The organism is Sorangium sp. So ce302, assembly GCF_051530145.1.
Classification (GTDB): domain Bacteria; phylum Myxococcota_A; class Polyangia; order Polyangiales; family Polyangiaceae; genus Sorangium; species Sorangium cellulosum_B.
In genome coordinates, this window is record NZ_CP150326.1 from 2,569,048 (window position 1) to 2,593,999 (window position 24,952).

General features: G+C 71.3%; 18 protein-coding genes. 9 read left to right on the plus strand and 9 right to left on the minus strand.

What is annotated here, in order from left to right:
• Positions 1–55 precede the first annotated feature (55 nt).
• The gene (locus tag WME73_RS10025; protein ID WP_437745236.1) at positions 56–1,564 is read left to right on the plus strand and encodes a phenylacetate--CoA ligase family protein; all 1,509 of its coding nucleotides are present in this window, start codon (positions 56–58) and stop codon (positions 1,562–1,564) included.
• Positions 1,565–1,780: 216 nt separating this feature from the next.
• Here the strand turns inward: WME73_RS10025 and WME73_RS10030 are convergent, their stop codons facing one another.
• On the minus strand, positions 1,781–3,271 hold the full coding sequence (locus WME73_RS10030; RefSeq protein ID WP_437915498.1) for a protein kinase domain-containing protein: 1,491 nt from the start codon (positions 3,269–3,271) through the stop codon (positions 1,781–1,783).
• Between the two features lie 373 nt (positions 3,272–3,644).
• On the opposite strand from WME73_RS10030, the gene WME73_RS10035 reads away from it, so the two are divergent.
• Positions 3,645–4,535 carry an NAD-dependent epimerase/dehydratase family protein gene (locus WME73_RS10035; RefSeq protein ID WP_437745238.1) on the plus strand — a complete coding sequence of 297 codons (891 nt, stop codon included), beginning with the start codon at positions 3,645–3,647 and terminating at the stop codon, positions 4,533–4,535.
• A gap of 58 nt (positions 4,536–4,593) precedes the next feature.
• Here the strand turns inward: WME73_RS10035 and WME73_RS10040 are convergent, their stop codons facing one another.
• Positions 4,594–5,232 carry a Uma2 family endonuclease gene (locus WME73_RS10040; RefSeq protein ID WP_437745239.1) on the minus strand — a complete coding sequence of 213 codons (639 nt, stop codon included), beginning with the start codon at positions 5,230–5,232 and terminating at the stop codon, positions 4,594–4,596.
• A gap of 191 nt (positions 5,233–5,423) precedes the next feature.
• Here WME73_RS10040 and WME73_RS10045 point away from each other — a divergent pair, with 191 nt between their 5' ends.
• Positions 5,424–7,496: a CotH kinase family protein gene (locus WME73_RS10045; RefSeq protein ID WP_437915500.1), complete on the plus strand. Its 2,073-nt coding sequence runs from the start codon at positions 5,424–5,426 to the stop codon at positions 7,494–7,496.
• Here the strand turns inward: WME73_RS10045 and WME73_RS10050 are convergent.
• On the minus strand, positions 7,488–9,236 hold the full coding sequence (locus WME73_RS10050) for a hypothetical protein (RefSeq protein WP_437915501.1): 1,749 nt from the start codon (positions 9,234–9,236) through the stop codon (positions 7,488–7,490). The genes WME73_RS10045 and WME73_RS10050 overlap by 9 nt on opposite strands.
• Positions 9,237–9,669: 433 nt before the next feature.
• Positions 9,670–10,710, minus strand: a complete 1,041-nt coding sequence (obgE, locus tag WME73_RS10055; RefSeq protein ID WP_437745242.1) for a GTPase ObgE — start codon at positions 10,708–10,710, stop codon at positions 9,670–9,672.
• A gap of 99 nt (positions 10,711–10,809) precedes the next feature.
• Here obgE and WME73_RS10060 point away from each other — a divergent pair, with 99 nt between their 5' ends.
• Positions 10,810–12,324, plus strand: coding sequence for an ATP-binding protein (locus WME73_RS10060; protein WP_437915502.1), 1,515 nt, complete (start codon positions 10,810–10,812; stop codon positions 12,322–12,324).
• Between the two features lie 34 nt (positions 12,325–12,358).
• Here WME73_RS10060 and WME73_RS10065 read toward each other — a convergent pair whose 3' ends face one another.
• Positions 12,359–13,042 (minus strand): hypothetical protein, encoded by a 684-nt coding sequence (locus tag WME73_RS10065; RefSeq protein WP_012234436.1) that lies wholly within the window; start codon positions 13,040–13,042, stop codon positions 12,359–12,361.
• A 481-nt stretch (positions 13,043–13,523) separates the two neighbouring features.
• Between WME73_RS10065 and WME73_RS10070 the strand changes: the two genes are divergently transcribed.
• Positions 13,524–14,642, plus strand: coding sequence for a diacylglycerol/lipid kinase family protein (locus tag WME73_RS10070; protein ID WP_437745244.1), 1,119 nt, complete (start codon positions 13,524–13,526; stop codon positions 14,640–14,642).
• Positions 14,643–14,829: 187 nt separating this feature from the next.
• On the plus strand, positions 14,830–15,654 hold the full coding sequence (locus WME73_RS10075) for a calcium-binding protein (RefSeq protein ID WP_437745245.1): 825 nt from the start codon (positions 14,830–14,832) through the stop codon (positions 15,652–15,654).
• Positions 15,655–15,689: 35 nt separating this feature from the next.
• On the opposite strand, the gene WME73_RS10080 is transcribed toward WME73_RS10075, so the two are convergent.
• Both WME73_RS10080 and WME73_RS10085 read right to left on the minus strand, forming a co-directional pair.
• Positions 15,690–17,003, minus strand: coding sequence for an inositol-3-phosphate synthase (locus WME73_RS10080; protein ID WP_437870081.1), 1,314 nt, complete (start codon positions 17,001–17,003; stop codon positions 15,690–15,692).
• Positions 17,004–17,307: 304 nt separating this feature from the next.
• Positions 17,308–18,483, minus strand: a complete 1,176-nt coding sequence (locus WME73_RS10085) for a hypothetical protein (RefSeq protein ID WP_437915504.1) — start codon at positions 18,481–18,483, stop codon at positions 17,308–17,310.
• Between the two features lie 51 nt (positions 18,484–18,534).
• Between WME73_RS10085 and WME73_RS10090 the strand changes: the two genes are divergently transcribed.
• The gene (locus tag WME73_RS10090; RefSeq protein ID WP_437745248.1) at positions 18,535–19,941 is read left to right on the plus strand and encodes a PQQ-dependent sugar dehydrogenase; all 1,407 of its coding nucleotides are present in this window, start codon (positions 18,535–18,537) and stop codon (positions 19,939–19,941) included.
• Here WME73_RS10090 and WME73_RS10095 read toward each other — a convergent pair.
• Entirely contained in the window at positions 19,920–20,873 is a 954-nt protein-coding gene (locus WME73_RS10095; protein ID WP_437915505.1) for an alpha/beta hydrolase family protein, read from the minus strand. The genes WME73_RS10090 and WME73_RS10095 overlap by 22 nt on opposite strands.
• 478 nt (positions 20,874–21,351) lie before the next feature.
• Between WME73_RS10095 and WME73_RS10100 the strand changes: the two genes are divergently transcribed.
• Together WME73_RS10100 and WME73_RS10105 are read left to right on the plus strand one after the other, a co-directional pair.
• Complete coding sequence (locus WME73_RS10100) at positions 21,352–22,140, plus strand: FkbM family methyltransferase (RefSeq protein ID WP_437745250.1); 789 nt, start codon at positions 21,352–21,354, stop codon at positions 22,138–22,140.
• A 547-nt stretch (positions 22,141–22,687) separates the two neighbouring features.
• Positions 22,688–23,545, plus strand: coding sequence for a hypothetical protein (locus WME73_RS10105; protein WP_437745251.1), 858 nt, complete (start codon positions 22,688–22,690; stop codon positions 23,543–23,545).
• A 239-nt stretch (positions 23,546–23,784) separates the two neighbouring features.
• On the opposite strand, the gene WME73_RS10110 is transcribed toward WME73_RS10105, so the two are convergent.
• Entirely contained in the window at positions 23,785–24,786 is a 1,002-nt protein-coding gene (locus tag WME73_RS10110; protein ID WP_437915506.1) for an LLM class flavin-dependent oxidoreductase, read from the minus strand.
• Positions 24,787–24,952: the final 166 nt, after the last annotated feature.

Consider the following 24,952-nt stretch of genomic DNA (forward strand, 5'->3'; position numbering starts at 1 on the left):
GGCGTTGGACCGGCTCCTGCGTTCCTGCGAACATCGGACGGAGGGAGATCTCGCGATGCAGGATGTGCAACCCAAGCGGGTCCTGGCGGCCATCGACGCCTTCCTGAGCACGCCGCTCGACGCGGCGCTGTCGCGGCACCGTGAGGCCGATCCGGCCGAGCGCGCGCTCGCGCTGTTCCACGAGGTCGCCGCCGCTGTCCCTGCTTACCGCCGCTTCCTCGCGGAGCACGGCGTGGACCCGGCGGCGATCCGGACGCCCGCGGATTTCGCGGCGCTGCCGGTGATCACGAAGCAGAATTACGTGCTCAGGCACCCCATCGCGGATCTGTGCCGCGGCGGGCGCGTCGAGCCGTGCGACATGATCGCCGTCTCCTCGGGCTCGACCGGAAAGCCGACGTTCTGGCCCCGCTCCGTCACGGACGAGCTCCCGGTCGCCCGGCGCTTCGAGCAGGTGTTCCACGACGGTTTCCGGGCCGACACGCGCCGCACGCTCGCGGTCGTGTGCTTCGCGCTCGGCTCGTGGGTCGGCGGGATGTACACCGCCGCGTGCTGCCGCCACCTCGCGGCGAAGGGGTATCCGATCACGGTCGTCACGCCGGGCAACAACAAGGACGAGATCTTCCGCGTCGTGCAGGATCTGGGGCCGGCGTTCGAGCAGGTCGTCCTGCTCGGCTATCCGCCGTTCCTGAAGGATGTCATCGACACGGGGCGGGCCCGGGGCGTCGACTGGGCGCCTTTCCGGATCAAGCTCGTGATGGCCGGGGAGGTGTTCAGCGAGGAGTGGCGGACCCTGGTCGGCGAGCGCGTCGGGTCGGCGTCGCCCTGCTACGACTCGGCTTCGCTGTACGGGACGGCGGACGCCGGCGTGCTGGGCAACGAGACGCCGCTCAGCGTCGCGATCCGCCGGTTCCTCGCGGGGAGGCCGGACGCCGCGCGCGCCCTTTTCGGGCAGGACCGGCTCCCGACGCTGGTGCAGTACGACCCCGCGGAGCGGTTCTTCGAGCAGCGCGAGGGGATGCTCCTGTTCTCGGGCGACAACGGCGTCCCGCTCGTCCGTTATGCGATCCTCGACAGCGGGGGCGTCACTTCACACGCGGAGATGATGGCGGCCCTGGCCGGCTTCGGCTTCGACCCGCGGCGGGAGCTCGACGGGGAGCGTGGGGCCAGGGAGCTCCCGTTCGTCCATGTGTTCGGGCGCTCGGATTTCACGGTGTCGTACTTCGGGGCGAACATCTATCCGGAGAACGTGGTCGTGGGCATCGAGCAGCCCGGCGTGAAGGAGTGGGTGACCGGAAAGTTCGTGCTGGAAGTCCGCGAGGGCGCGGACAGAGATGCGTACCTCTCGGTGGTGGTCGAGCTCGCGCCGGGGGAGGGGGAGAGCGAGGCGCGGCGCGAGGCGGCGGCGCGGTCGATCGAGGAGCACCTCGTCCGGCTGAACAGCGAGTTCAGGAGCTACGTGCCGGCCGGGAAGCGGGCGCCGCGGGTGACGCTGCGGGCGGCGGGGGATCCGGAGTACTTCCCGCTCGGGGTGAAGCACCGGTATACGAGAAAGCCGGGGGGGTGAGTGCATAGGCGGTACAGGCACTTCGCGTCATTCTCTGCACGATTCCTGTACTGTGCCTGGATCACCTCGGCCTGCGGCCGGGCCGGGCTGTGTTCATGTTTCGTGGCAAGGCCATAGGGCCGAGCGTGAATGTCGGCGGCCGTCACGCATTCCTGTCCACGTGGACGACATGGGGCGAAGCCCGGTTGACGCCTATGGGAGAGAAGGAGGCCGATGTCAGGGATCGGCCTCGACCTCGTCCGCCGGCGGGGGGAGGGCGGTGGAAACCGCGTCCAGGAGCGCCCAGCAGAACGCCGCTACGTCGGGAAATCGCTCCGATGCCTCGAACTCGATCGCTCGCTCCAGCACTTTCCTCACCGCATCGCTGCACGGAAGCTGCTCCAGCACCCGCCCCGGATAGCGCATCATGATCGGTGGCAGCTCCGCTCCGTGCAGACAGAACACCGCCGTCATGCCGAGCCCGTACACGTCTGCGCGCGCGTCCGCCTCGTGCGGGCGGTGCATGAGCTCCGGCGCCGCATAGAGGAACGTCCCCAGCGCGCCGCTCCTCGTGCCGCCCGTCGTGTCGCGCGCCCAGACCAGATCGAAGTCCGTGATCCGGGGCAGCCCGTCCGCGTCGAGCAGGATGTTTGCCGGCTTCACGTCCCGGTGCACGAGCCCCTGCCCGTGGGCGAACGAGATAGCCTCTCCAGCGCTGAGGAGCATCGGTATCACCCGCTCTGCTGGCAGCCGCTTCCCGATGACCGCGCTGTGCACGTCCTCGCCATGGACGAGCTCCATCACGAAGTAGTGCCAGCCGCTGTCCTCGCCCTTGGGATCGAGCATGCGCACCACGCCGGGGTGGTCGAGCGCAGCCATCGCGCGCGCTCCCCGGAAGAATCGCTCCCGGCGGATCTCGTCGCCCGCGAGGTTCGGGTGCAGCACCTTGATCGCCACGGGCAGGTCGCCCCGCCCCGCGTCGAGCGCGCGCCACACGGTCGCGAACCCCCCTCGACCGATCCGCTCGAGCAGCAGATAGCGGCCTTCGCCGAGCTCCTCGCCCACGTGCAGCTGGCCGCCTTCCCGGCGTTTACGCCGGAGGTCGAGGATCTCCCCGTCCACTTCCGCGGTGCTCGCACACGCGGCCTGGAGCTTCACCCTGCGCTGCTGCGCTGCCGCAAGCCTCTTGTCGATCGCGCGGATCGCGTCTTCGGCCTCGCGCAGGGTCGAGGCGAACGTTCTGGGCGGCTCTGGCTTGTTGACCGGTGCCTCCGGCTGCGCGCTCGCAGCGGCTTCTTCCACCGTCGCGCGGATGCCTCGGACGACATCCCTCCACGCTTCATCCAGGTTGGCCCAGCTCGTCACCGCCACGCCGTCCCGCGGCAGCGCCTGGAGCTCCGAAAGAGCGGTGCCCTCCAGGTCGCACGCGCGCACCAGGATGGGCACCACGCGCGCCGCCCCGCTGCGATGCCGCTCCAGCGCTCGCCCGAGCTCCCGCTCGTAGCAGCTGTCCGAGGCGAGGAACGCCTCGCTCACCAGCAGCAGCACCACCTCGGCGGAGGAGAGCTCCGCCGCGATCGACTCGTCGCGCATCGCGCCTGGGCCGATCCGGCCGCGGTGCCAGGTGCTCACCAGGCCCTGCCGCTTCAGGGAGGCGAGGTGCGCCTCGAGCGCTTCGAGGTGCGACCGATCCGCGGGGGCGTAGGAGATGAAGACGTGGACCGCCATGCGCAGAGGAGCGTCGCTGCGGCGAGCACGCTGCGTCCCGGCCGCCCGCTCCCCGCCGACCAGGCTACCAGACGCGGCGTGGGCTCTCGACCCTCCGTTGGCTCCGCGCCGCCCCGGCCCTGGAAGCGGCCGGGGCGGGGCCCCGGGGCGCGGGCCGTCGACCTGCGAGATCGAGGGGCCACGATGCCAGCGCGGAGACGTGCTCGCCGCGCTCGCTCAGCCTCTTCGCCTGGTCGTTGCCCGGCCCCTCCGGCCAGCGTCGCCGCGCGCCACGTCGGCCGTTGCCTCGGTGCACCTCGGGCGCGGCCGGCAGCGCTCTCGCGCCGCGGAGGCGTCCTCTCGCGCTTGCTGGTAGAAGCGTCGCCCAGAACTCATGCGCAACACCTCCCCCCCGCTCATCGTCCTCGGCTGCGGCTTCACGGGCGCGGTGGTCGCCGGCCTGCGGAGGGCGTCCGGCGGCCGCGTCGTCGCGACGACGCGCTCGCCGGAGCGCGCCGCGGAGCTCGCGCAGGCGGGCATCGAGGTGAGCGTCCTCCCGGCGCTCACCGCGGAGGCCGTCGACCGGCTCGTGACCGACGGCGCGGACGTGCTCGTCGCCTTCCCGCCCGACGGCGCGACCGACGCCGCGATCGCGCCTTCGCTCCGCCGCGCGCGCGCGATCGCGTACGTCTCGTCGACCGCCGTGTACGGCGACGCGACGGGGCGCATCGACGAGGCGACGCCCACGTCGGCCGACGGCCCACGCGCGGCGGCGCGCCTCGCGGCCGAGGACGTGTACCGCGCGCGCGGCGCCGTGGTGCTGCGCGCCGCGGGGATCTACGGCCCGGGCCGCGGCCTGCACCAGCGGCTCTTGCGCGGCGACTTCCGCATGACCGGCGAGGGCGATCGGCAGGGCAGGAACGTCGTTTCGCGCATCCACGTCGAGGACCTCGCGCGCCTCGCGCTCGCGGCGCTGGAGCGCGTCGAGCGCGCCGCCCCCGGCGAGGCCTTCCTGGTCGCGGACGACGCGCCCGTGCCGCAGATCGAGGTCGTCCGCTGGCTCTGCGCGCGGCTCGGCCTCGCGCTGCCGGCCGGCGCGCCGCGGGAGGATCTGCACGAGACGCTCCGCCACGATCGCGCCGTGGACAACGCGAAGATCAAGCGCGCCCTCGGGATGGCGCTGCTCTACCCGAGCTACATCGAGGGGTTCGAGGCGTGCCTGGCCGTCGAGGCCGAGGCGCCGGCCCCCGCAGCGAGTGAGCGCGCCGTGCGGCACCGCGGGTGAGCCGCGCTGGCATCGCGGGTGAACCGCCGCGCGGCCGCGCCGTTCGCCGCCCGCGCTGTCACGCCTCGTCATCCGCGGTGCCTTGCGGCGGCTCCTGCGGCTCCGTCGTGTCGAGCCGGTCGAGCTCGCGGAAGAGCGCGTCCAGATCGAGCGTCAGCCCCTCGCAGCCCGGAACCTCCCGGAGCACCCCTCCGGGCGCGGTGAGGCGGTGCTGGTAGAGCCCGCCGCGCGCGAGCTCGTGGATCTCCAGCGTGCGGAGCTGCGGATCGAGCAGCCAGTACCAGCGCACCCCGAACGCGGCGTACTCCTCGAGCTTCTCGACGCGATCGCGCCGGCTGTCCCGCGGCGAGGGGGAGACGATCTCGACCATGATGTCCGGCGGGATGCCGACGGCGCCACGGGCCGGGGGCCTCCGCGAGGTCGAAAGGAACGCCGACACGTCGGATTTGCGCCCGCGCCGCGGCTTGAGCGCGTACTTCACCTCGGAGCCGAAGACGAAGCCGCCGCGCGGGATGAGCCAGGCCCGCAGGGTGTGGATGAGCCAGGCGACAGCCAGCTCGTGGACGCAATCGGGCATCTCTTCCTCGACCAGGCGGCCATCGATGAGCTCACCGGCTTCGTCTTCCGGCAGCGCTGCCCACTCCGCGACGGACAAGAGGCGGGCTGCCTGGGGCTCAGGATACGGGCGCTGGCTCACGCCTGGAAAACTACCATCACCGCGCGCCTCGTGCCGGGTCATGAGCGGGGTCGCGAGGTCACGCGGCGCGCCTGCACGGCGCGGCGCGGCGACGCACGATGTCCAGCGAGGCGTTCATGCCTGCCGTGAAAATCAGGCATCGACGGACGGGATGACCATGACTAGGGTCGAGGCTCTTGGAGGATCGTTGGATGAAGCTTGGATATTGGATGGTGCTTGCACTTGCGGCTGCCGCGGTGGGCGCAGGCTGCGGTGATGACGAAGGCGCGAGCAGCGGCGTCGGGCCAGGCGGCTCGGGCGGGGCTGGCGCTGGAGGCGGAGGCGCTGGAGGCGGAGGCGCCGGAGGCGGAGGCGCCGGAGGCGGAGAGGGCGGCACGAGCGACGGCGGGAGCGGCGGGCAGCCGCCGACGCCGCGGTGCGAGCCGTCCGACCCCGCGCTGGCCGACCGCGACGCGGACGAGCTGTACGCGGCGGAGGAGGTCCCGCGCTTCGACTTCTACCTTCCGGAAGAGCGCTGGGCGGAGCTCAAGGCGAACGCCCGCGACGAGCAGTATGTCGAGGCCGAGGCCTGCTACAAAGGCAAGAGCCTGGGCGTGGTCGGCCTGCGGTTCAAGGGCGGTTACGGCACCCTCGACATGTGCTTCGACGGGGAGGGGAACCTCACCTGTCCGAAGCTCAGCATGAAGGTGAAGTTCGACGAGGTCGTCGGCGGACAGCGCTTCTACGCGCAGAGGCGCCTGAACTTTCACTCCATGATCTGGGACCCCACCCGGCTCCACGAGCGGATCGCCTATGGCCTGTTCCGGGAGATGGGCGTCGCCGCCCCGCGGAGCGCGTGGGCGACGCTGAACGTGAACGGCGAGTCGCAAGGGCTCTTCTCGATGGTCGAGGACGTGGACGGCCGCTTCCTGGAACACCACTTCTCCGAGGCTCCGGACGGCGATCTCTACAAGGAAGCGTGGCCGGTCTCGGACGACGCCGGCTACTACGCGGAGCGGATCGAGACGAACGAAGACGTGGCCACGCACGAGCGATTCATCGCGTTCTCGACCGCCCTCGCGTCCGTCGAGGGCGCGGAGCGGCTCACCGCGCTGTCGGAGTGGACGGACATCGAGCAGCTGCAGCGCTACATGGCGGTCGACGAGGCGATCGTGAACTGGGACGGCGTCACGACCTACTACGCCAACGAGGCGGGCGCCGCGTTCAACCACAACTTCTACTTCTACGACGAGCCGTCCTCGGGCAAGTTCCACCTCATCCCGTGGGATCTCGATCAGACCCTCGGCCCCAGCACCTACTTCGGTCACGTGCCGCGATGGACGGAGACGCCGGCGGACTGCAGCGCCGTGGTCCCGGTGTTCATGGGCTCCGAGCACGTGCGCCCGCCGGGCTGCGACGCCCTGTTCGCCGCCTTGAACCAGGACGCAGCGGGCTACAAGGCCGCGCTGCAGGCGCTCCATGAGGGCCCGTTCAGCGACGGGCGGCTCGAGGAGCAGGTCGACAAGTACGCGGCGCTGATCCGCACCGCCGTCGAGGAGGACCCGCTCGGGCCCGGGCTCGCCGGGTGGGAGCCCGCGGTGGAGCGCCTCAGGAACGAGCTGCCGATCCTCCGAGAGCGCCTGGGCCGCTTCGCCAGCGGCACGCCCCTCGCGCCCTTCTCGTTCACCGCGACGGGGATCAACGACTTCGAGGCCGCGGACACGCTCGGGCTGTACGTCGGGACGGTGCTGTCCACCAACAACGCGTCGAGCGCCGTGCAGGGCCTTTCGCAGGAAGATCCGCTGAACGGCGCGCAGAGCATGCTCCTCCGCTTCGACTTCCGCGACGAGGCGTCTCCCTGGGGGCAGTACGTGTACTTCGGGGTGCCTCTCGCCGAGGGCATGATCGACGCGACGGCGCTCGAGGGGGTCCGCTTCTGGGCGCGGGCGGAGGCGGCGCGCGGGATGCGCTTCGACGTCGAGAGCCCGGCGCAGAGCGAAGGGCTCTCGGGCGTTCGCCACGGATGGGACGTGCGGCTCACCGCGGAGCCGACGCTGATCGAGCTCAGGTTCGCCGACATGGCGCTCCCCGGCTGGGCCATCGATCAGGGGCGCGACCCGGGCGACGACGTGAACGACGTGCTCCGGTCGATCGTCGGCCTCTCCTTCAGCGCGGAGATGAACGGCGTCCGCGCGAACGGCTTCCTCGGCAAGGACAAGGCCGACTCGGGCACCATCGAGATCGATGATGTCGAGTTCTTCGGGCCGACGTCCGAATCACCCTGAACGACGGATACGGAGGCCCGGGGCCGAGCGCTCCGGGTCTCCGCCCCTCCTGCGGCGCAGCCCGAGGCTCACGGCGAGGAGCAACGCGGCGACGCCGCCGGCGGACGGCGCGTCGCCGCCGAGGCTGCAGCTGCAGCCCGCCGACTCCCCGTTCCCGCTCGCGTCCCCGCCCGCGCCGGTGGAGGGAGCCCCACCCGAGCCCGATCCGTCCCCGCCCGCGCCCGATCCGGCGTCGCCCGCGCCGACCGAGGCGGCCACGTCGAGCGTCGGACCCGCCGCCGTCGTGGTGGCAGGAGCCGGCGGCTCCTCGGCGCACATGCCGGCCACGCACCGCTCGCCCGCGGGGCACACGACGCCGTCGCAGAGGTCGACGCACGCCCCGCCACGGCAAGTGGTGCCCGCGCCGCACGCGACGTCGGCGCACGCGGCCTCGACGCACCTCCCGGTGTCCGCCGCGCAGCGGTCCTCCGACGGACAGCCCCGGCAGCCGCACTGGACCACGCAGACGCCGCTCTCGCACACCTCGCCCGCGCCGCACGTCACGCCGTCGCACGGATCCAGGCAGCGGTCGCCGCGACAGGTCTGACCGTGCGGGCAAACCACGCCGTCGCAGGGCGCGCGGCACTCGCCGTCATGGCACACCTCGCCGACATCGCACATCGCGTCGACGCACGCCTGCTCGACGCACAGGCCCTCCACGCACACGAGCCCCAGCTCGCACGGGAACTCGGCCGAGCCGCAGCGGTTCACGCAGCGGCCGCGGCTGCACACCTGGTACTCCGGACAGGGCGCCTCCTCGTCGACGATGTCGTCGCAGTCGTTGTCGATGCCGTCGCACCGCTCGGCCTGGCTGCCAGGCTCGACGATCGGCGTGCAGATCGCCTGTCCCTGCGCGTCGCAGTCGGAGATGCCCGCGCGGCACGCGCCCACGTTCTCCTCGACCTCGCACGGCTGGCCGGCCGCGGGGCACGTGATGCCGGAGAAGCGGAACAGGAAGTCCTCGTAATCGAGATCATTGCCGTTGACGCCCGCGCTGCCGGCGGCGTTCCGGAAATCGAGATCCTCGAACCCCAGGTAGAACGTGTTGGCGAGCTGGTTCGACCTGTAGATGAGATCGGAGTACCAGGGCCCCGGGCTCTCGCACGCCGTACACTCCACGTTGAACCGGTGCTCGGTGTAATGGTACTGCGTGGCGTTGCCGTTGCCGGTGCCGTTCGGGTTCGGGATCAGCACGAAGCCGATGAGGCCTCCCGCGTAGGCGGGGTTCTCCCGGATCGAGACGGCCGTCAGCTCGCGCTTCTCGGCGGGCGGCAGGGAGCCAGAGAACGGAAAGAGGATCTGGATATCGCTCTCCGGCGCCGGCGTGCTGAGGTTTGCTCCGGCGTCGACGGGGACATACAGCGGCGGGTCGCCGCTGTCGCGGCCATCGTCGACGTTGTACCAGCCGACCGCGAAGTTGGCGCCGCCCCCCTTCTCGATGTACTTGCCGCTGAACTCGCAGAGCGGCGAGAACACCTGGGGCTCCACCGCGGCGTCGGCCACGACGTCGATCATCTCGTCGAGCATGTCGTTCTTCGTCGAGCCGTTGAGCAGATCGCTCAATCGGCTCGTGATCACGGGGACGACGGTGCCGTTCGGCTGCACCACATCCGCGCGCGCCGCCCCGCCCGTGCCGAGCGCCACGAGGAGGGCCACACGCCACGCGAGAGAAGACGGTTTGTTGGGGGTCGACCAGCGCATAGGGCTTCTCCTTCCGACAGAACACGTGAGTCCGGATCGTAAATTGGACTCGAGTTTTGCTCTCCTGTCCAGGTGGCGCGCGCCCGCTCGAACCAAATAACGACGGATGTGGAGGACCAGCCCACGTGAGAACACTTCGTGTCTGTACGCACGAAGGCGGGTGATCCCCTTTTTCCAGTGCGCCGGATGACGGGTGATGTGATGACGAAGGGGCGGACGGCGCCGGCTCTGCGCCGCCGTCCGTGTTCTTCCGCGTTCTTTCGCGTTCTTCCGCGTTCTTTCGCGTTCTTTCGCGTTCTTTCGCGTTCCGCGAGCCAACGTCCGTTCGAGCCAGCGAGCCAGCGGACTCTGCCGTGTCACGATGCGCCGACGGCGGCGGCGCTCACGCCGCGCCGTCGGTGCGCGCCGCGCCAGCCCGCCCGGGCCGGGGCGCTCAGCCGTCCTGCTCTGCCGGCTCTTCCCGCTTGCGCGCGAGCGCCGCGAGCTCGCGGACGAGCTCCGGCATCCCCTCGCCCGTCGCGGCGCTGATGAGGTGGAGCTTCACCTTCGCCTTCGCGAACCGCGCCTTGAGCTTCGGGTAGGCCTCGCGCACCTCGGTCAGATCGGCCTTCGTCAGGACGACGATCTCCGGGCGCTCCGCGATCTCCGGGCTGAACTTCTTGAGCTCCTTGCGGAGCGCCCGGTAGTCGGCGAGCGGCTCGCGGCCCTCGCCCGGGTCGAGCGTCACGAGGTGGAGGAGCGCCCGCGTCCGCTCCACGTGCCTCAGGAACTGGATGCCGAGCCCTACCCCCTCGCTCGCGCCCGGCACCAGCCCGGGGATGTCCGCGATGACGAAGCTCGACCCGCCCGCGCGGACGCCGCCGCCGATCTCGACCATGCCCAGGATCGGGGTGAGCGTCGTGAACGGGTAGTCGCCGATCTTGGGCCGGGCCGCCGAGACGGCCGCGACGAAGGTGCTCTTGCCGGCGTTGGGGAAGCCGAGCAGGCCGATGTCGGCGAGCACCTTCAGCTCGAGGCGGAGCTCGCGGGCCTCGCCCGGCTCGCCCGGCTCGGCGCGCCGCGGAGCCCTGTCGTGCGGCGACTTGAAGTGCAGGTTGCCGCGGCCCCCCTTGCCGCCGCGGGCGACGATGACCCGCTGGCCGTGCTCGGTCACGTCGGCGATCAGCTCGCCGCTCTCCGCGTCGAAGATCTGCGTCCCCACGGGGAGCTTCTCGACCCGGTCGGCGCCGGCGCGCCCGTGGCAGTCGCTCCCCATCCCGTGCTCGCCCCGGTCGGCCTCGAGCGTGCGCGCGTAGGTGAAGTCGAGTAGCGTGGACAGGCCTCCGTCGCCCACGAAGACGACGTCCCCGCCGCGGCCGCCGTCTCCACCCGCGGGGCCGCCGAACGGGATGTACTTCTCACGACGGAATGCGATCGCTCCATTGCCGCCATCCCCGGCGATCACCTTCAGACGGCACCGATCGACGAACCGCATGACGGCGGCTCATAGCATACAATTTAGGAAAGACCCCAAAGCGGAAGGGCGCCCCGCGCATCGGGCCGCCCGCCTGACCGCTCGCCCAGGAGACCCCAGGTGCCCGCTCGAATCCTGATCGTGGACGACAACACGAGCCTCGCCGGAAACCTCCGCGAGGTCCTCGAGGGCGCGCGCGAGCTCGACGTGGAGGTCGCCCTCGCGCCCGACGGCAAGCAGGGGCTCGCGGCCGCCCGGCGCGACGGGTTCGACGTCGCGGTCGTCGACGTCAAGCTGCCGGACGCGAGCGGCCTCGAGCTCATCGCCCCGCTCCGCGCCGCCGCCCCCCACGGCGAGATCGTCCTCGTGACCGGCTTCGCGACCGTCGACGCCGCCATGGCCGCGCTCCGCGCCGGCGCCTTCGCCTTCATCCTCAAGTCGTTCCGCCCCGAGGAGCTCATCTCCACCGTGGCCCAGGCGATCGAGAAGATCTCGCTGAAGCGGGAGCGGGAAGAGCTCGAGCGCCGGTACCGGGCGATCATCGACGCGGCGGACGTGCTCATCCTCGGCCTGAACGCCGGCGGCAGCGTCGCGCTCTTCAACCCGCGCCTGTCCGCGCTGACCGGCGTGTCCTGCGACGCCGCCCTCGGCATGGCGTTCTGCGAGGCGCTCGTCGACGAGCCCGATCAGCGCCGGTTCAACCAGTCGTTCCTGAGCGTGGTCGAGGGCGACGCCGCCGCCGAGGTCGAGGTCGGCGTCCGGGACGCGGTGGGCGCGATCCGCCGTGTGCGCTGGCACCTCTCCGGCGTCCGCGGCGGCGGGCGCGGCGGCAGGACCGACCTCGTCTACGGCATCGGCATCGACGTGACCGAGCGGCGCGCCCTCGAGCGGCGGGCCGCCGACGCCGAGGCCCTGAACGCCATGGCCCCGCTCGCCCTCGGGCTCGCCCACGAGATCAGGAACCCGCTGAACGCCGCGGTCCTGGAGCTCCACCTGCTCAGCCGCGGCATCGACCGCCTCTCCGACGAGGCGATCCGCGAGCCCATGAAGCGGCGCGTCGGCATCGTCGAGGCGGAGATCGCCCGCCTGGGCCGGCTCCTCGGCGAGTTCCTCGAGCTCGCCCGGCCGCGCGCGCCCCACCGGGAGCCCGTCGATCTGGCCCGCGTCGTGCGCGACGTGCTCGACCTCGAGGAGGAGGCGTTCGCGAGCCACCACGTCGAGGTCGTCCGCGATCTCGCGGACGACTGCTTCGCGCTGGGCGACGTCGAGAAGCTCAAGCAGGTGGTCTTGAACCTCGTCGTCAACGCGCTCGACGTGATGCCCGACGGCGGGGTCTTGCGGGCGTGCGCGTCGGGGGACGCGCACGAGGTGTGGCTGTCGATCGGGGACACGGGGCCGGGGATCGCGCCGACGATCCTCGCCGAGATCTTCGATCCGTTCTTCACCACGAAGGCGGCGGGCACGGGCCTCGGGCTCGCGATCGTCCGGAAGATCGTCGACCAGCACGCGGGCCGTGTGGATGTCGACGCGCACGCCGCCGACGGCACGACGGTCCGGGTGAGGCTCCCCCGCTTCGTCCCCGAGCCCGTCGAGCGCCCGATCGGCTCGTCACCCCCCCGCGTCGCTGGCGTCTGACTCGCCGCCCGGAACGCGCACCGCCGAGCGCCGCTCACCCCACGATGCGCATGGGGGGCTTCAGGGGGAGGGGAGGCTTGGAGCCAGGGGCGGAGGGGATCGCGGAGGGGGCGGGCTTGGGCACCTCGCCCTCGAGGGCGGCGAGCGCGACGAACAGCCGGTCCATGCCGTAGTCGAGGGCCACCTCGCGCTGGAAGACGTGGGCGACCTTGATGAGGCGCAACGACGTCTGCTTGCCGAGGTCGATCTCGCGCTCGAGGAACGCCTCGAACGAGCCGTAGCCCTTCGCCTGATACAGCTCCTGCTGCTGGATCTCGGCGAGCACCACCCCGATATCGAAGAACCCCTTGTCGAGCCGCTTGCGGAGCGTGCGGATCTTCTGGGTCTGGTTGTGGAGCTCGGCGATCTTCGCCTTGATCTCCTCGGCGCCGCTCGGCACGCGGATGGTCGCCCGGGCGCTGCCAGGGGGCGCCGGCTCCGCGGCCCGGGCCCGCGCCTCGGCGGCGTGCTTCGCAGCGTGCCGCGCAGCCCAGGGCGCAGCGCCACGGAGGCCGAGCTTACGCTTCGACGCGCTCGACGCCGATTTCGAATCTTCCTTGATTACCGGATTCACGGGCTTCGCAAGCTGAGCTTCTGCGCCCCCCTTGCTGCTCGAAGAGGCCTTCTTCTTCATACCCGTCGCCTTCTCGGAGCTGCCCTGCTTTGTGATCTTCGGCATGTCGCTGCGTCCCCCGCTGGGTACGAGATCGTCGCGGCCCTTCGCCTCAAGCGCGCGCCGCCCGCGCGGCGGTAAAGACCCGCACGGCTGTCAAGCCCGATTGGCTCACCAGGTCGTCGCCTTACCAAAAAATCGACCACCCCGTCCACTAAGTTTCGGGGAGGCTCCTCGCTTTCCCGAAGGGCAGCATGACCCAAGATCGGTCCGGGAGCCAAAACCAGCGAGCATCGCACGCTATCGGGCCTCCCGGAAAGCTGGTCGCCCGGCGGGACCGCTGGGTTTCGTCGGCCACATCGGTCCACAATCGCCGACCCCGGCGGGCTCGGCGCTGGGGTCCGGCGAGAGCCGCGCCCGCGACGCCTGTCGCGCGCCGGTCGCCTGCCGGGCGGTTGGTCATCCATCCATCCATCCAGCCGTCCCGCGCGATCCCGCGTCATCCCGCGCTCCAAGCGCAGGGGTGGGTCGTGGTAGATCGCGGTGTATGACCTCTCCGCCCGCCGGTCGCGACCCCGCCGATGACGTCCCCAAGGCCGTGGTCGCTGATGCGCCGCGTCGTGCGAGCGAAATACCACGAGGCGCGGCGAGCAGCCGGATTGCCGTGGTGGTGAACGGCAACGCCAAGAGCGTGACGGCGGAGGTGATCGAGACGCTCGATCAGATCCTTGACACGGGGGATCTGTTCGTCTCGCGGCGGGTGGAGGAGAGCGAGGGCATCGCGCGGATCCTGGTCGACCGGGGTTACGGCACGATCCTCACGGGCGGCGGCGACGGGACGTTCACGGTGGTGGTGACGGCCGTTGTCAACGAGGCGAAGCGGCGCGGGCTGCCGCTGCCGCGGTTCGGGCTGCTGCGCCTGGGGACGGGCAACTCGCTGGCGTGGGTGCTCGGCGCGTCCGGCGGCGCGGGCGCGAAGCCCGGGCTCGCGGTCGACCTCCAGCGGCTGCGCGCCGAGGCCGGGAGCCGGAACCTGCGGCTGGTGGAGGCCGAGGACATCCTGTCACCGTTCTGCGGCTTCGGGATCGATGCGGTGATGCTCCGCGACTACAACGCGGTGAAGTCGGCGCTCGCGCGGGGCCCGCTGAAGCGGCTCGCGCCGGGGCCGGTGGCGTACGCCGTCGCCGCGGCGACGCGGACGATCCCGAGCTACCTCGTGCGGCGAACACCGCACTGCCGCATCATCAACGAGGGCAACGACGCGATCCGCGTCGGCGAGAAGGGGGCGATGCTGGGGGCGCCCATCAAGAAGGGCGGCGTCATCTACGAGGGGCCGGCGAAGATCGCGGCGCTGTCGACGATCCCCTATTACGGCTTCGGCTTCCGGATGTTCCCCTATGCGGACGATCGCCAGGACCGGATGCAGCTGCGCGTGTCGGTGGTCTCGCCGTTCACGTTCCTGCGGAATTTCTCGAGCATCTGGAGCGGAGAGTTCGACGATCTGGAAACGGTGTTCGATTACTTCGTGGATGAGGTCACGATCGAGATGGACCCGGCGACGAGCTTCCAGATCGGCGGCGACGTCCGCGGGGAGCGATCGCGGGTGCGCGTGCGCCTGACCGAGCCGATCCGGATCGTGGATTTCTACGCGCCGCCGCGCGGATGAGGCTCACCCGTCCGGCAGGGCGCGAGACGACACGGATTGGACCAGATTGGCACGACTCGCGTCGTGCTCCTGGCGCAGGGTGGCACGGTGGAGCGCTTCGGGGGCTCCTGATGCCTCGACTCCCGGGGATTTCGCGGGATGAGCGGGCGGCGAGGGGCTGGCGCAACGCTTGCTCCGGTCATGTGCCATGAACATCAAGCTGACCATTCTTCGCTCCGGTTCGGTGGGAATTGCCTCGCTTGCGCTCCTCCTCGGCGTGGCGTCGATCGGCGCTGGATGCGCCGCGCAGGTGACAGAAGGGGAAAGCGGTGAGGGCACCGATGAGGGCGCGCTCGAAGGCGACGAGCTCGAAGGCGACGAGGCGGAGGCGGCGTGTGAGATCGGCGAGTCCCGGAGCTGCACCGTCAATGGGACGGAGGGCTTCGAGCAGTGCGAGAACATCGACGGGGTGGCGACCTGGACCGGGTGCCAGGCGGGCGGCAGCGTCACCAGCACGCCGCTCGTGCTCTCGTTCGAGCAACGGCCGGTCGAGTACGTGACCGCGATGAGCGGCGCCTTCGATCTGAGCGGGCTCGGGGCCACGATCGCCACCGACTGGCCGACCGCGGCGACGCCGTGGCTCGCGCTCGATCGGGACGACAACGGGGCGATCGACGGCGGCGAGGAGCTGTTCGGCTCGGCGACGGTGCTCTCGAGCGGCGCCCGCGCGGACAACGGGTTCACCGCGCTCCGCGAGCTCGACACCGACGGAGACGGCCGGATCACGGCGCGGGACGAGGCGTGGTCGCGGCTCGTGCTCTGGAGCGACCGCGACGCGAACCGCGCCTCGAGCGCCGGCGAGCTCGAGCCGCTCGCGTCGCGCGGGCTCGTCGCGATCGAGCTCTCGTATGGACGCGATCGGCGCTGTGACACGCGCGGCAACTGCGAGATCGAGCGGGCCTCGTTCACGTTCTCGGAGGGCGCCTCGACGCGGACGGGCGCGGTCGTCGACGTGCACCTGCGCTGGCAGTGACGCCGCCGCGGGGGCGGCGCGGAGCTGCCGGGCGATCAGTCGTAGTACTCGTTGCCCAGGTGGGTGATGAGGTCCTCCCCCATGAGCCAGCGCATCGTGTTCTTGAGCTTCATCGACTGGATGAAGAGATCGTGCTCCGGGTACAGGGCCGGCGCGGTCATGGGGCTCTTGAAGTAGAAGCTGAGCCACTCCTGCGTGCCGCGCAGCCCGGCGCGCTGCGCGAGATCGAGGAGGAGCGCCAGGTCGAGCACGAGGGGCGCGGCGAGGATCGAGTCGCGGCAGAGGAAGTTGATCTTCACCTGCATCGGGTAGCCGAGCCAGCCGACGAGATCGATGTTGTCCCACCCCTCCTTGGCGTCGCCCCGAGGGGGGTAGTACTCGATCCGCACCTTGTGGAAGAGCTTGCCATAGAGCTCGCCGTGGACGTGCGGCTGGAGGATGTGCTCGAGCACCCCGAGCTTCGAGACCTCCTTCGATCGGAACGAGTCCGGGTCGTCGAGCACCTCGCCGTCGCGGTTGCCGAGGATGTTCGTCGAGAACCACCCTGCGACGCCGAGCATCCTGGCCTTGAGCCCCGGGGCGATCACCGTCTTCATCAGGGTCTGGCCGGTCTTGAAGTCCTTGCCGGCGATGGGGACCTCCTGCTTGCTCGCGAGCTCCCACGCGGCCGGGAAATCGACCGTCAGGTTCGGGGCGCCGTTCGCGAACGGGACGCGCTCCTTCAGGCAGGCCCATGCGTAGATCTGGGAGCTCGAGATCGCCGGGTGGTCCTCGGCGAGGCCCGCCTCGAAGCGCGCGACGGAGGAGTGGACCTCCGCCGGCGCGATATAGACCTCGGTCGATCCGCACCAGACGGCGACGGCGCGCGCAGCGCCGCTGTCGCGCAGGAAGGCGCGGATATCCTCCCGGACCTGCTCGACCATCGCGGCCTTGCTCGCGCCCTTCTTCACGTGGTTGCCGTGGAGCCGCCGGACGTACTGCGGGTAGAACACCGCGGGCATCGGGCGGATCCGCTCGAGCTCCTCGCGGACGGCGTCGAGGTGGCGGTGCTCGAGCACGTCCGCGTGCCGCGCCGACTCGTAGGCGTTGTCGGGGAAGATGTCCCACGCGCCGAACACCAGCTGATCGAGCGCCGCGATCGGCAGGAAATCCTTGATCCTGGGCGCGCGTTCGTCGGTGCGCCGGCCGAGCCGGATCGTGCCCATCTGGGTGAGCGACCCGATGGGCGCCGCGAGCCCGCGCCGCGCGAGCAGGGTGCCCGCGATGGTCGTCGTGGAGACGGCGCCCAGCCCCGGCAGCAGGACCCCGAGCTTGCCCTCCGCGGTCTTGATCTCTTTCGGCTGCTTCACGTGACGTGTTCCCCCCGGTCGTGGTCGTGGGCGCTCGCCGGGCAAGGCGGGGCATCCGCCGGCGCCGTGGGCGCGGCGAGCGCGACGTCGGTCGAGGCCGCGCGGCGCTGCGACCCGCCGGGAGCATGAAGCTCGAGGGCCGCGATCACCACGGGCGCGGCGCGCGCGCGATGGCGTTTCCCGCGGGCTCCCTTCGCGCGTTTCCGGCGCTCCCTTCCTCTCGGCGCCTCGGACGGCGGCATGAGGTGCTGGCACGAGATGGCATGTTCGCGACGCGCCGGGCAACCCCGGCGGGCGATCGCGATCAAGGGGAGGGGCGCGGGTAGCCGGCGGCAGGGGTCATCGCCTCGATCCAGGCGCGGATCGCGGCGACGGCCTCCTCGTCGACGCGCCGGGTCGCGAGCGGCGGCATCTGCTCGGGCGGCGCGCCGGGCGCGTCGCGCCGGGACATGCTGCGGAGCACGGCGCTGCGATCCGGATCGAGGGGCCTCAGCCGGTCATAGCGGGCTCCCGGCGGCGCTCCGGGCGGGCGGACCTTCGCGGGCTGGTTGATCGCCGTCTGGTAGACGCGCGTGCCGCGCACGTCGCCCACCCGGCCGGCAGCGTCGACGTCGAGGCGCATCTCGAAGTGCGTCGCGACGCCGAGCGGGTGGTGGCACGAGACGCCGCAGTTGACGTGCAGCAGGCCGAGGGCGCGCCGCTCCGTCGCGGTCCCGGGCACCTCGAGCGCGGCCGCGTCGGGGAGCGGGCCGCCGGATGTCGTCGACAGGAGGCCGCGCTCGACGAGCTCGGCATACGTCAGGCCGCCGGCGCCCCGCGCGGCGAGCTGGATCGCCTCGAATCCAAGCGGGTTGTCGGTCTTGCCAGCGTGGCAACGGATGCAGTCGACCTGCGCCGGGATCGCATAGTCGGGGGCGCCGGGGACGTGGGGGACACCGGCCTTCACCTGCGTCGCGCTCGCCCCGTCCTCCGACCAGACGTAGGTCGCGCGCGTCCAGCGATCCTCCGCGGTCTTCCACAGGAACCTCGTCTCGATACGGCGGCTCGCGCCGGCGACGGGCAGACGGAACTCCTTCCACAGCCTGGTGCCGACAGGAAAGGTCCAGTCGTTCATCCGGGAGACATCGATGGTCGCGCCCGGAGGGAGATAGATCCACCGCGTCTTCTCCGCGCCGTCGCTCCAGAGCTCGAAGGCGGGCTTGAACTCGCGGACACCCGCCGCGAGCGAGCGCGCGCCGGGGTCGCCGTAGAGCCCGGTGCAGCGGAGATCGTGAGGATCGGTGTCGCCGTCCTTGCAAGGCGGCAGGCCTCCGGGCGCCTGGGCCGCGCCCTGGCCGGGGCGATCGCCTGTGCCGGGGGCGCGCGTGGTGGTCGCGGCCGCCGGGCCGGTCTGGGCCGGTGGGGCGGGGAGAGGTTCGGGCCGGGGCGCCTCCTGCGCGCCGCAGCCGCCGCAGCCGGCCAGCAGCAGCGATGCGAGCACGGCTTGCCAGGCGCGGCCTCTCGTGGTGAAGGTGGACAGGGAGGTGCCCGCTTGCCCGAGAGACCGAGCCACCGGCGCGTCGTGGGGCGCGCTGCCTATGTGACGAGAGCGTGCCATCGGACCGCCTGGTGCCTCCTGCTCGCAGGCAGTGTAGCCGCCTGCGACAGGCGCGTGCAGGTGGCGGGGCCGCCCGAGGAGCCTCGCGAGGGCGGCCCTCCCGGCCATGCCACGGCGGGGAGCCCGGTCCAGGCGGCTCAGGGGGGCACGGGGGCGCCTGGCGCGGCGCTCGCCGCGCAAGACACGCCGGCCGCGCAGGGGGCGCCCGCCGCGCAAGGCGCCCCCGCGGCGCAGGGGGCGCCCGCGAGCGCCGCGGATCTCGCTCGCCCGGCGAAGTGCGGGGGCGTCCCGCAGCTGAAGCTCACCCTGGTGGCGAGCGGGCTCGAGCAGCCGACGTATGTCGCCGGGCCGCCCGGCGATCCGTCGCGCCTCCTCGTGCTCGAAAAGACGGGGGTCGTCCGGCTCATCAAGGGCGGCGCCGTCCAGCAGGCGCCGTTCCTCGACGTGCGCTCGCGCGTGTTCTTTCCGGCGCCGAACGCGGAGGGCGGCCTGCTCGGGCTCGCGTTCCACCCGGACTACGAGAAGAACGGGCGCTTCTGGCTCCACTACTCGTCGGCCCCGCGCGGCAACGTGGTGATCGAGGAGTGGAAGCGCGCGGCGCAGGGCGGCGACTCCGCCCATCCCGAGCCGGTCAGGTCGCTGGTCGACGTGAAGCACGGCGCCTGGAACCACGTCGGCGGGATGCTCGCCTTCGGCAAGGACGGCCATCTCTACGCCGCGATCGGCGACTCCGCGCGATCGCCGAGCCCCGCGGCCGATCTCACCTCGAAGCTCGGCAAGATCCTCCGCATCGACGTCGATCAGCCGGGCAAGGCGCCGGCGGGCAACATGACGAGCGGTGACCCGATGATCTGGGACTACGGGCTCCGGAACCCGTGGCGGTTCAGCTTCGACCGGCTCACCGGGGACATGTACATCGGCGATGTCGGCCAGAAGAGCTGGGAGGAGATCCTGGTGGAGCGCCCTGGCCAGGGCAGGAACGATTACGGCTGGGAAGCGATGGAGGGCGCCCATTGCTACCCTCCCGGCGCGACGTGCAAGCCGCGCGGCCTCCCGCCCGCGGTCGAGCACCCGCGGAGCGAGGCGGGCTCCATCGTCGGCGGCTATGTCTACCGCGGGGCGAAGATCCCGTGCCTGCGCGGCCGTTACCTGTACGCCGACTACGTGACGGGCCGCTTCTTCTCCTTCGTGTGGGACGGCAAGGCAGCGACCGATCCCGCCGAGCTGACCTCGGCGTTGAACCCGAATGGACTCCCGTCCTCGTTCGGCGAGGACGCGGCCGGGGAGGTCTACGTGGTGATGTTCAACACGGGGCGCGTCTACCGGCTCGATCCGGGGTGAGGTGGTTCCACGGCCGCCGGCGCGTCGCCTGCTCCCTCCGGGACGGGCTGTCGACGTGGCGGCGACGAAGGGCTCCGCCGCAGCGCCGCGTCGAGGAACTCGCGCACGTCGCGCTCGAGCCGACGGTGGAACGCCTCGCGATCGAACCCGGCGCGATCGATCGCGGGCAGGAAGTCCGGGCGCCGCATCTGGGGAGGAAACGGGCTCAGGAACGAGTAATGGTTCGCGTTCTCGACGACCTCGAACGTGACCCGGGCCGGGTCAGGGACGAGGTCGAGGACGAGCTGCCCCTGCCATCGCGGCGCGATGCGGTCGTGCTCCGCCACGAGCAGGAGGATGGGCGCCTCGACGTCCTTCAAGGCGTCGTTGGGCACGAACCAGCACGCCGCGGGGGCCATCAAGACCAGCGCCTTGACGCGCGGGTCCTTCGTGACCGCGACCCTCTGCCCCGGCCCCGTCCAGGGCCGCCCGCCCGCGAGGGCGAGCGCGGTGTAGCCACCCATCGAGTGCCCGATGACGGCGATGTCGTCGCCCAGCAGGCGAGGCCCGAGCTCGGCGTCGGAGCAGACAGCGTCCACCGCCAGCCGGGCGTGCCGGGGCCGGCGCTCCAGGTTCTCGACCGCCTCGGTCAGGGACCGATCGTTGCGATTGTCCCCGGGGTGCTCGGGCATCGCGACGACATAGCCGCTCTGTGCGAGGTGGGACGCGAGCGTCCGATACGCGAGGGGCGTCCCGCCGCCGCCATGCGAGATGAGCACGAAGGGGAAAGGGCCGCCGTGCACGGGCGCGTTCCGGGCCACCTCGAGCGAGTAAGGCCCCATGGCGACGACCTCGGCAGGGACGTGCGTCGGGTACATCACGAGGACCGGGAACGGGAGGTCGTTCATCGGATCTCGAACGGTCAGGCTGCGGTAGCCCACGAATCGACTCATGCTCGTTTCTCCGGACGGTGTCGGGGGGATGGGAAGACCAAGGACGATGCCCGTCCGTTTATCAGGAGCTCACCGGCACGACCACCCCGACCTTGGTGACCGATGGTGGGGTAACACCGACGCCCCGTGGACCCGCAGCCACGGCCGGCGACGCCGGCGGCTGGGACCCGTCGCGCGCCGCTACGGATCCATCCGCCTCGCCGCGCATCCTCCCCGGCTTCGAGTGAAGCCGTTGATGTCGCCTTCGCCGAGCGGACGGACGCGCCGGACGTGGACGTAACGGCCGCTCGGTAACGTAGAATCGGTACGCTCCCCATGGAGCGGCGGGCACGCGGCGGGTGAGCGGGCGCCGTGCTACCGTCGCTCGCGGCGGCTCACGATCGGAGCTGCGCCGCGGAATGACGACACGAGGTACGCCAGGCCGCCGGGTGGGGCCTGCGACGCTCCGGGCTCGACCCGCGGGGCGGTAAGGAGCGTGATGACGCGCGTGGAGAGCTGGTTCGGCATCGCGCGTTCGCTCGCGATGTATTACGGCGTGCCGCTCCGCGGCGGCCGGATGGCTCGTCTTTACGGGCAGTTCGTGACGCCGGGCTCGCTCTGCTTCGACGTCGGCGCGCACGCGGGGGATCGCATCCGCGCGTTCCGCTGTCTCGGCGCGCGCGTCGTCGCCGTCGAGCCCCAGGCCGCGTTCGTCCGCCTGCTTCGTGGCCTCTATGGGCGCGACGGGGACGTCGTCGTCCTGCACGCCGCGCTCGGTCGGGCGCCGGGACGAGCGCGCCTCTTCGTCAGCGAGCGCGCGCCGACGGTCACGACGCTGTCGCGCGCCTGGATCGACAAGGTGCGGAGGGATCCGTCGTTCCGGGGCGTGAGATGGTCCGAGGGCGCAGAGGTCGAGGTCCGCACGCTCGACGCGCTGATCGACGAGCTCGGCGTTCCCGCCTTCGTGAAGATCGACGTCGAAGGCTTCGAGGCCGAGGTGCTCTCGGGCCTCTCGAGGCCGCTGCCCGCGCTCTCGTTCGAATACCTGCCCGCCGCGCGGGAGATCGCGATCGAGTGCGTCGAGCGGCTCACCTCGCTGGGGGATTACCGCTACAACTGGTCCCGCGGAGAGAGCCTCGTCCTCGGCGAAACGGCGTGGCTCGACGCGGATGGCATCCGCCGCTTCCTCGCGTCGCGGACCCTCGGATCGGGATCGGGCGACGTCTACGCCCGCCTCGGTGGCTGGACGCCTTCATCGCCCGCGCCCGCGCCGACGAGCTCATCGTGAGCTCGCCGATCTTCGAGCACGCACGTGCTCGACCCACGGCAATCAGGATTCACTCGAGGAGCAGCGTCCGGATCGTGCGCGAGTAGCTCGGTCGACTCCCCAGAAACGACTGCCGCTCACCTGACTGGATCGCCGCCGGCTTCGCCGTGACATGTCACGGCCGCACCGTGACATGTCACGTGACATGTCACGGCCGCACCGTGACATGCGCTTCAGTCCAGCAGAAGCTTTCAACGCAGCTCCGCCTGGCGACGCGTGGCGCAGCAGCCCTCTCGCTCTGCAGCCGCTGTAGTTGCGACGCTCTGGCGCCGCGGTGACCCGAGTTTGGCGCTGCTGCGCATGCGAGCACCGCGGGGCGCCAGAGCTGGCGCGCCTGTTGCTTTGTCCCTTCAGCAGTGCTCTTCACCTGATCCACGCGTTGCGGGACCGTGACCCAGGGCTCGATCGAATATCGCTGCACGCTCGGGCGCGGACCACGAAAGCGCCGCTGCATGGATCAGTTTTGAAGCGTCGTCAAAGCTGCACGACCCCTATCGATGGAATACATATGAAGAACGTATCGAACAAACTCTGGAAGCTCTCGTGCATCCTCCCTGTCCTGCTCATGGGAATCGGCTGCGTAGCGGCCACGGGTGAACAGGCGGGCGACGAGCTGGTGGACGACGAGCTGGTCGGCACGGCCGAGCAGGCATTCGGCGGCTACTGGGGCTGGTCGCGGGCGACGGAAGGTGACGATACGCCGTCATGGGACATCGGATCAGACGACGATATGAGATGCTTCCTCTCCGGGGTCGCCGGTGACCTCAATGCCAACGACACCTCCAACATTGGCTTTGCGGGGCTCTGGACCTTCAGCGGCCGCTGGTATTTTCGAACGAAGGGCAGCTACGAGGGCGCCAAGGTCAAGGCGACCGCCCTCTGCGTTCCCAGCATCGCGAACAGGACGGGGGAGATCCGGTGGAGTTCCGGACAGGCGGCGAAGGTCATGGCGCCGGTCACTGCCAACCGGCGGTGTGGCCTGATGAGCGTGTGGAACAACGGGGGCGACAAATGGCAGGCCGCCAGCGACAGCGTGCAGGTCTGGAACGACGGTACCAACTGGTACATCGGCGGCACCGGGAACGCCATAGGCGACGGCAGCTGCGTGGACGTCAGCCCCGGCACCGGCATCGGGCTCTGGACCTATATCGCGCCGAGCTCCGGCACGGCCACGCACAACCTCGTCCAGGCAATCGACCACGGCACGAGCCCGCTCGGCACGCAATGCTTCCTCACGGGCGTCGCTGGACGCTTCCGGACCAGCTCCTGGGACGACGGCGTCTTCGTCACCTATGACCCCGGCACCCACTGGTGGAAGGTGACCGTGAGCAACGGCAAGACGGCCCACGTCATGTGCATCCAGTAGATCCCGCACGACGGTCGACGAATCCCTCCGTCAACGGGTCGCCTGGGCGCCCCCGGTGAGCGCCTGCGGTCCCGCCTGCTACCCGACCCGGGTCGACGCATCGCTCGGCTGCGTCGACCGGTACCGAACAGTCCCGTCACCTCCCGCCGCAGGGGCTCGAGCGCGAGGTTCGCCCCCCGGTCGGTGAGGAAGCTCTCTGCTCCCGCCCGGCGCGAGCCCGCGCCTCCGGGCAAGGCGCTTCACCCGGCGCGGGCGAGCTCGTCGCGCACCGCCGCCGTGAGCTCGAGCGAGCGCACGCGCGCGGCGTGGTCGAAGATCGGTGAGCTCACGATGAGCTCGTCGGCGCGGGTGCGGACGATGAAGCCGTCCAGCCACCGCCGCACGGTCTCGGGCGAGCCGGCGACCGAGCAGGCCAGTGCCTGCTCCAGGCCGGCGCGGTCCAGGGGGCTCAGGTCGCGCTCGAAATCGTCGACCGGCGGAGGAAAGGGCCCCGGCCGGCCACGGCGCAGGTTGACGAAGGCCTGCTGGAGCGAGGTCCATAGCCGGCGCGCCTCCTCGTCGGTGCTGGCGGCGACCACGTTGATCCCCAGCATGACGCGAGGCTCTGCGAGCTCGTCCGAGGGGCGGAACTCCCTGCGGTACAGCGCGATCGCCTGCGTCATCTGGCCCGGCGCGAAGTGCGAGGCGAACGCGTAGGGGAGGCCGAGCGCCGCGGCGAGCTGCGCGCCGAAGAGGCTGGAGCCGAGGATCCAGATCGGCACGCGGAGCCCGGCGCCGGGCACGGCCTGAAGCAGCTGGCCAGGCTCCGCGGGGCGGAAGTAGCCCATCAGCTCCAGGACGTCCTGGGGGAAGCCGTCGGCGTCGCCGGCCAGGTTGCGCCTGAGCGCGCGGGCGGTGATCGGGTCGGAGCCCGGAGCGCGCCCGAGGCCCAGATCGATGCGCCCAGGAAAGAGCGACGCCAGCGTGCCGAACTGCTCGGCGATCACGAGCGGCGCGTGGTTCGGCAGCATGATCCCGCCCGCACCGACGCGGATCGTCGAGGTGCCGGCGGCGACGTGCGCGATCACGATCGACGTCGCGGCGCTGGCGACGCCGCCCATGTTGTGGTGCTCGGCCAGCCAGTAGCGGTGATAGCCGAGCCGCTCGGCGTGGCGCGCGAGATCGAGCGAGTTGCGGAGCGCCTGCGCGGCGTCTCCGCCCTGGACGATCGGGGCAAGGTCGAGAACGGAGAAGGGAATCATGTTGGATACCTCGCCAGACTGTTGCACGCCACGGACGGTTGCGGCAGCGCTCGGGGACCGGCGCGGCTCGTGCGCGGTCTCCGCGCGCGATCGCGGCGAGGAGGCGCCCCCGCCAGCGCGCGGCCCCGCCAGCGCGCCCCGCCGCCAGAGCGCGCCCCCGCCAGCG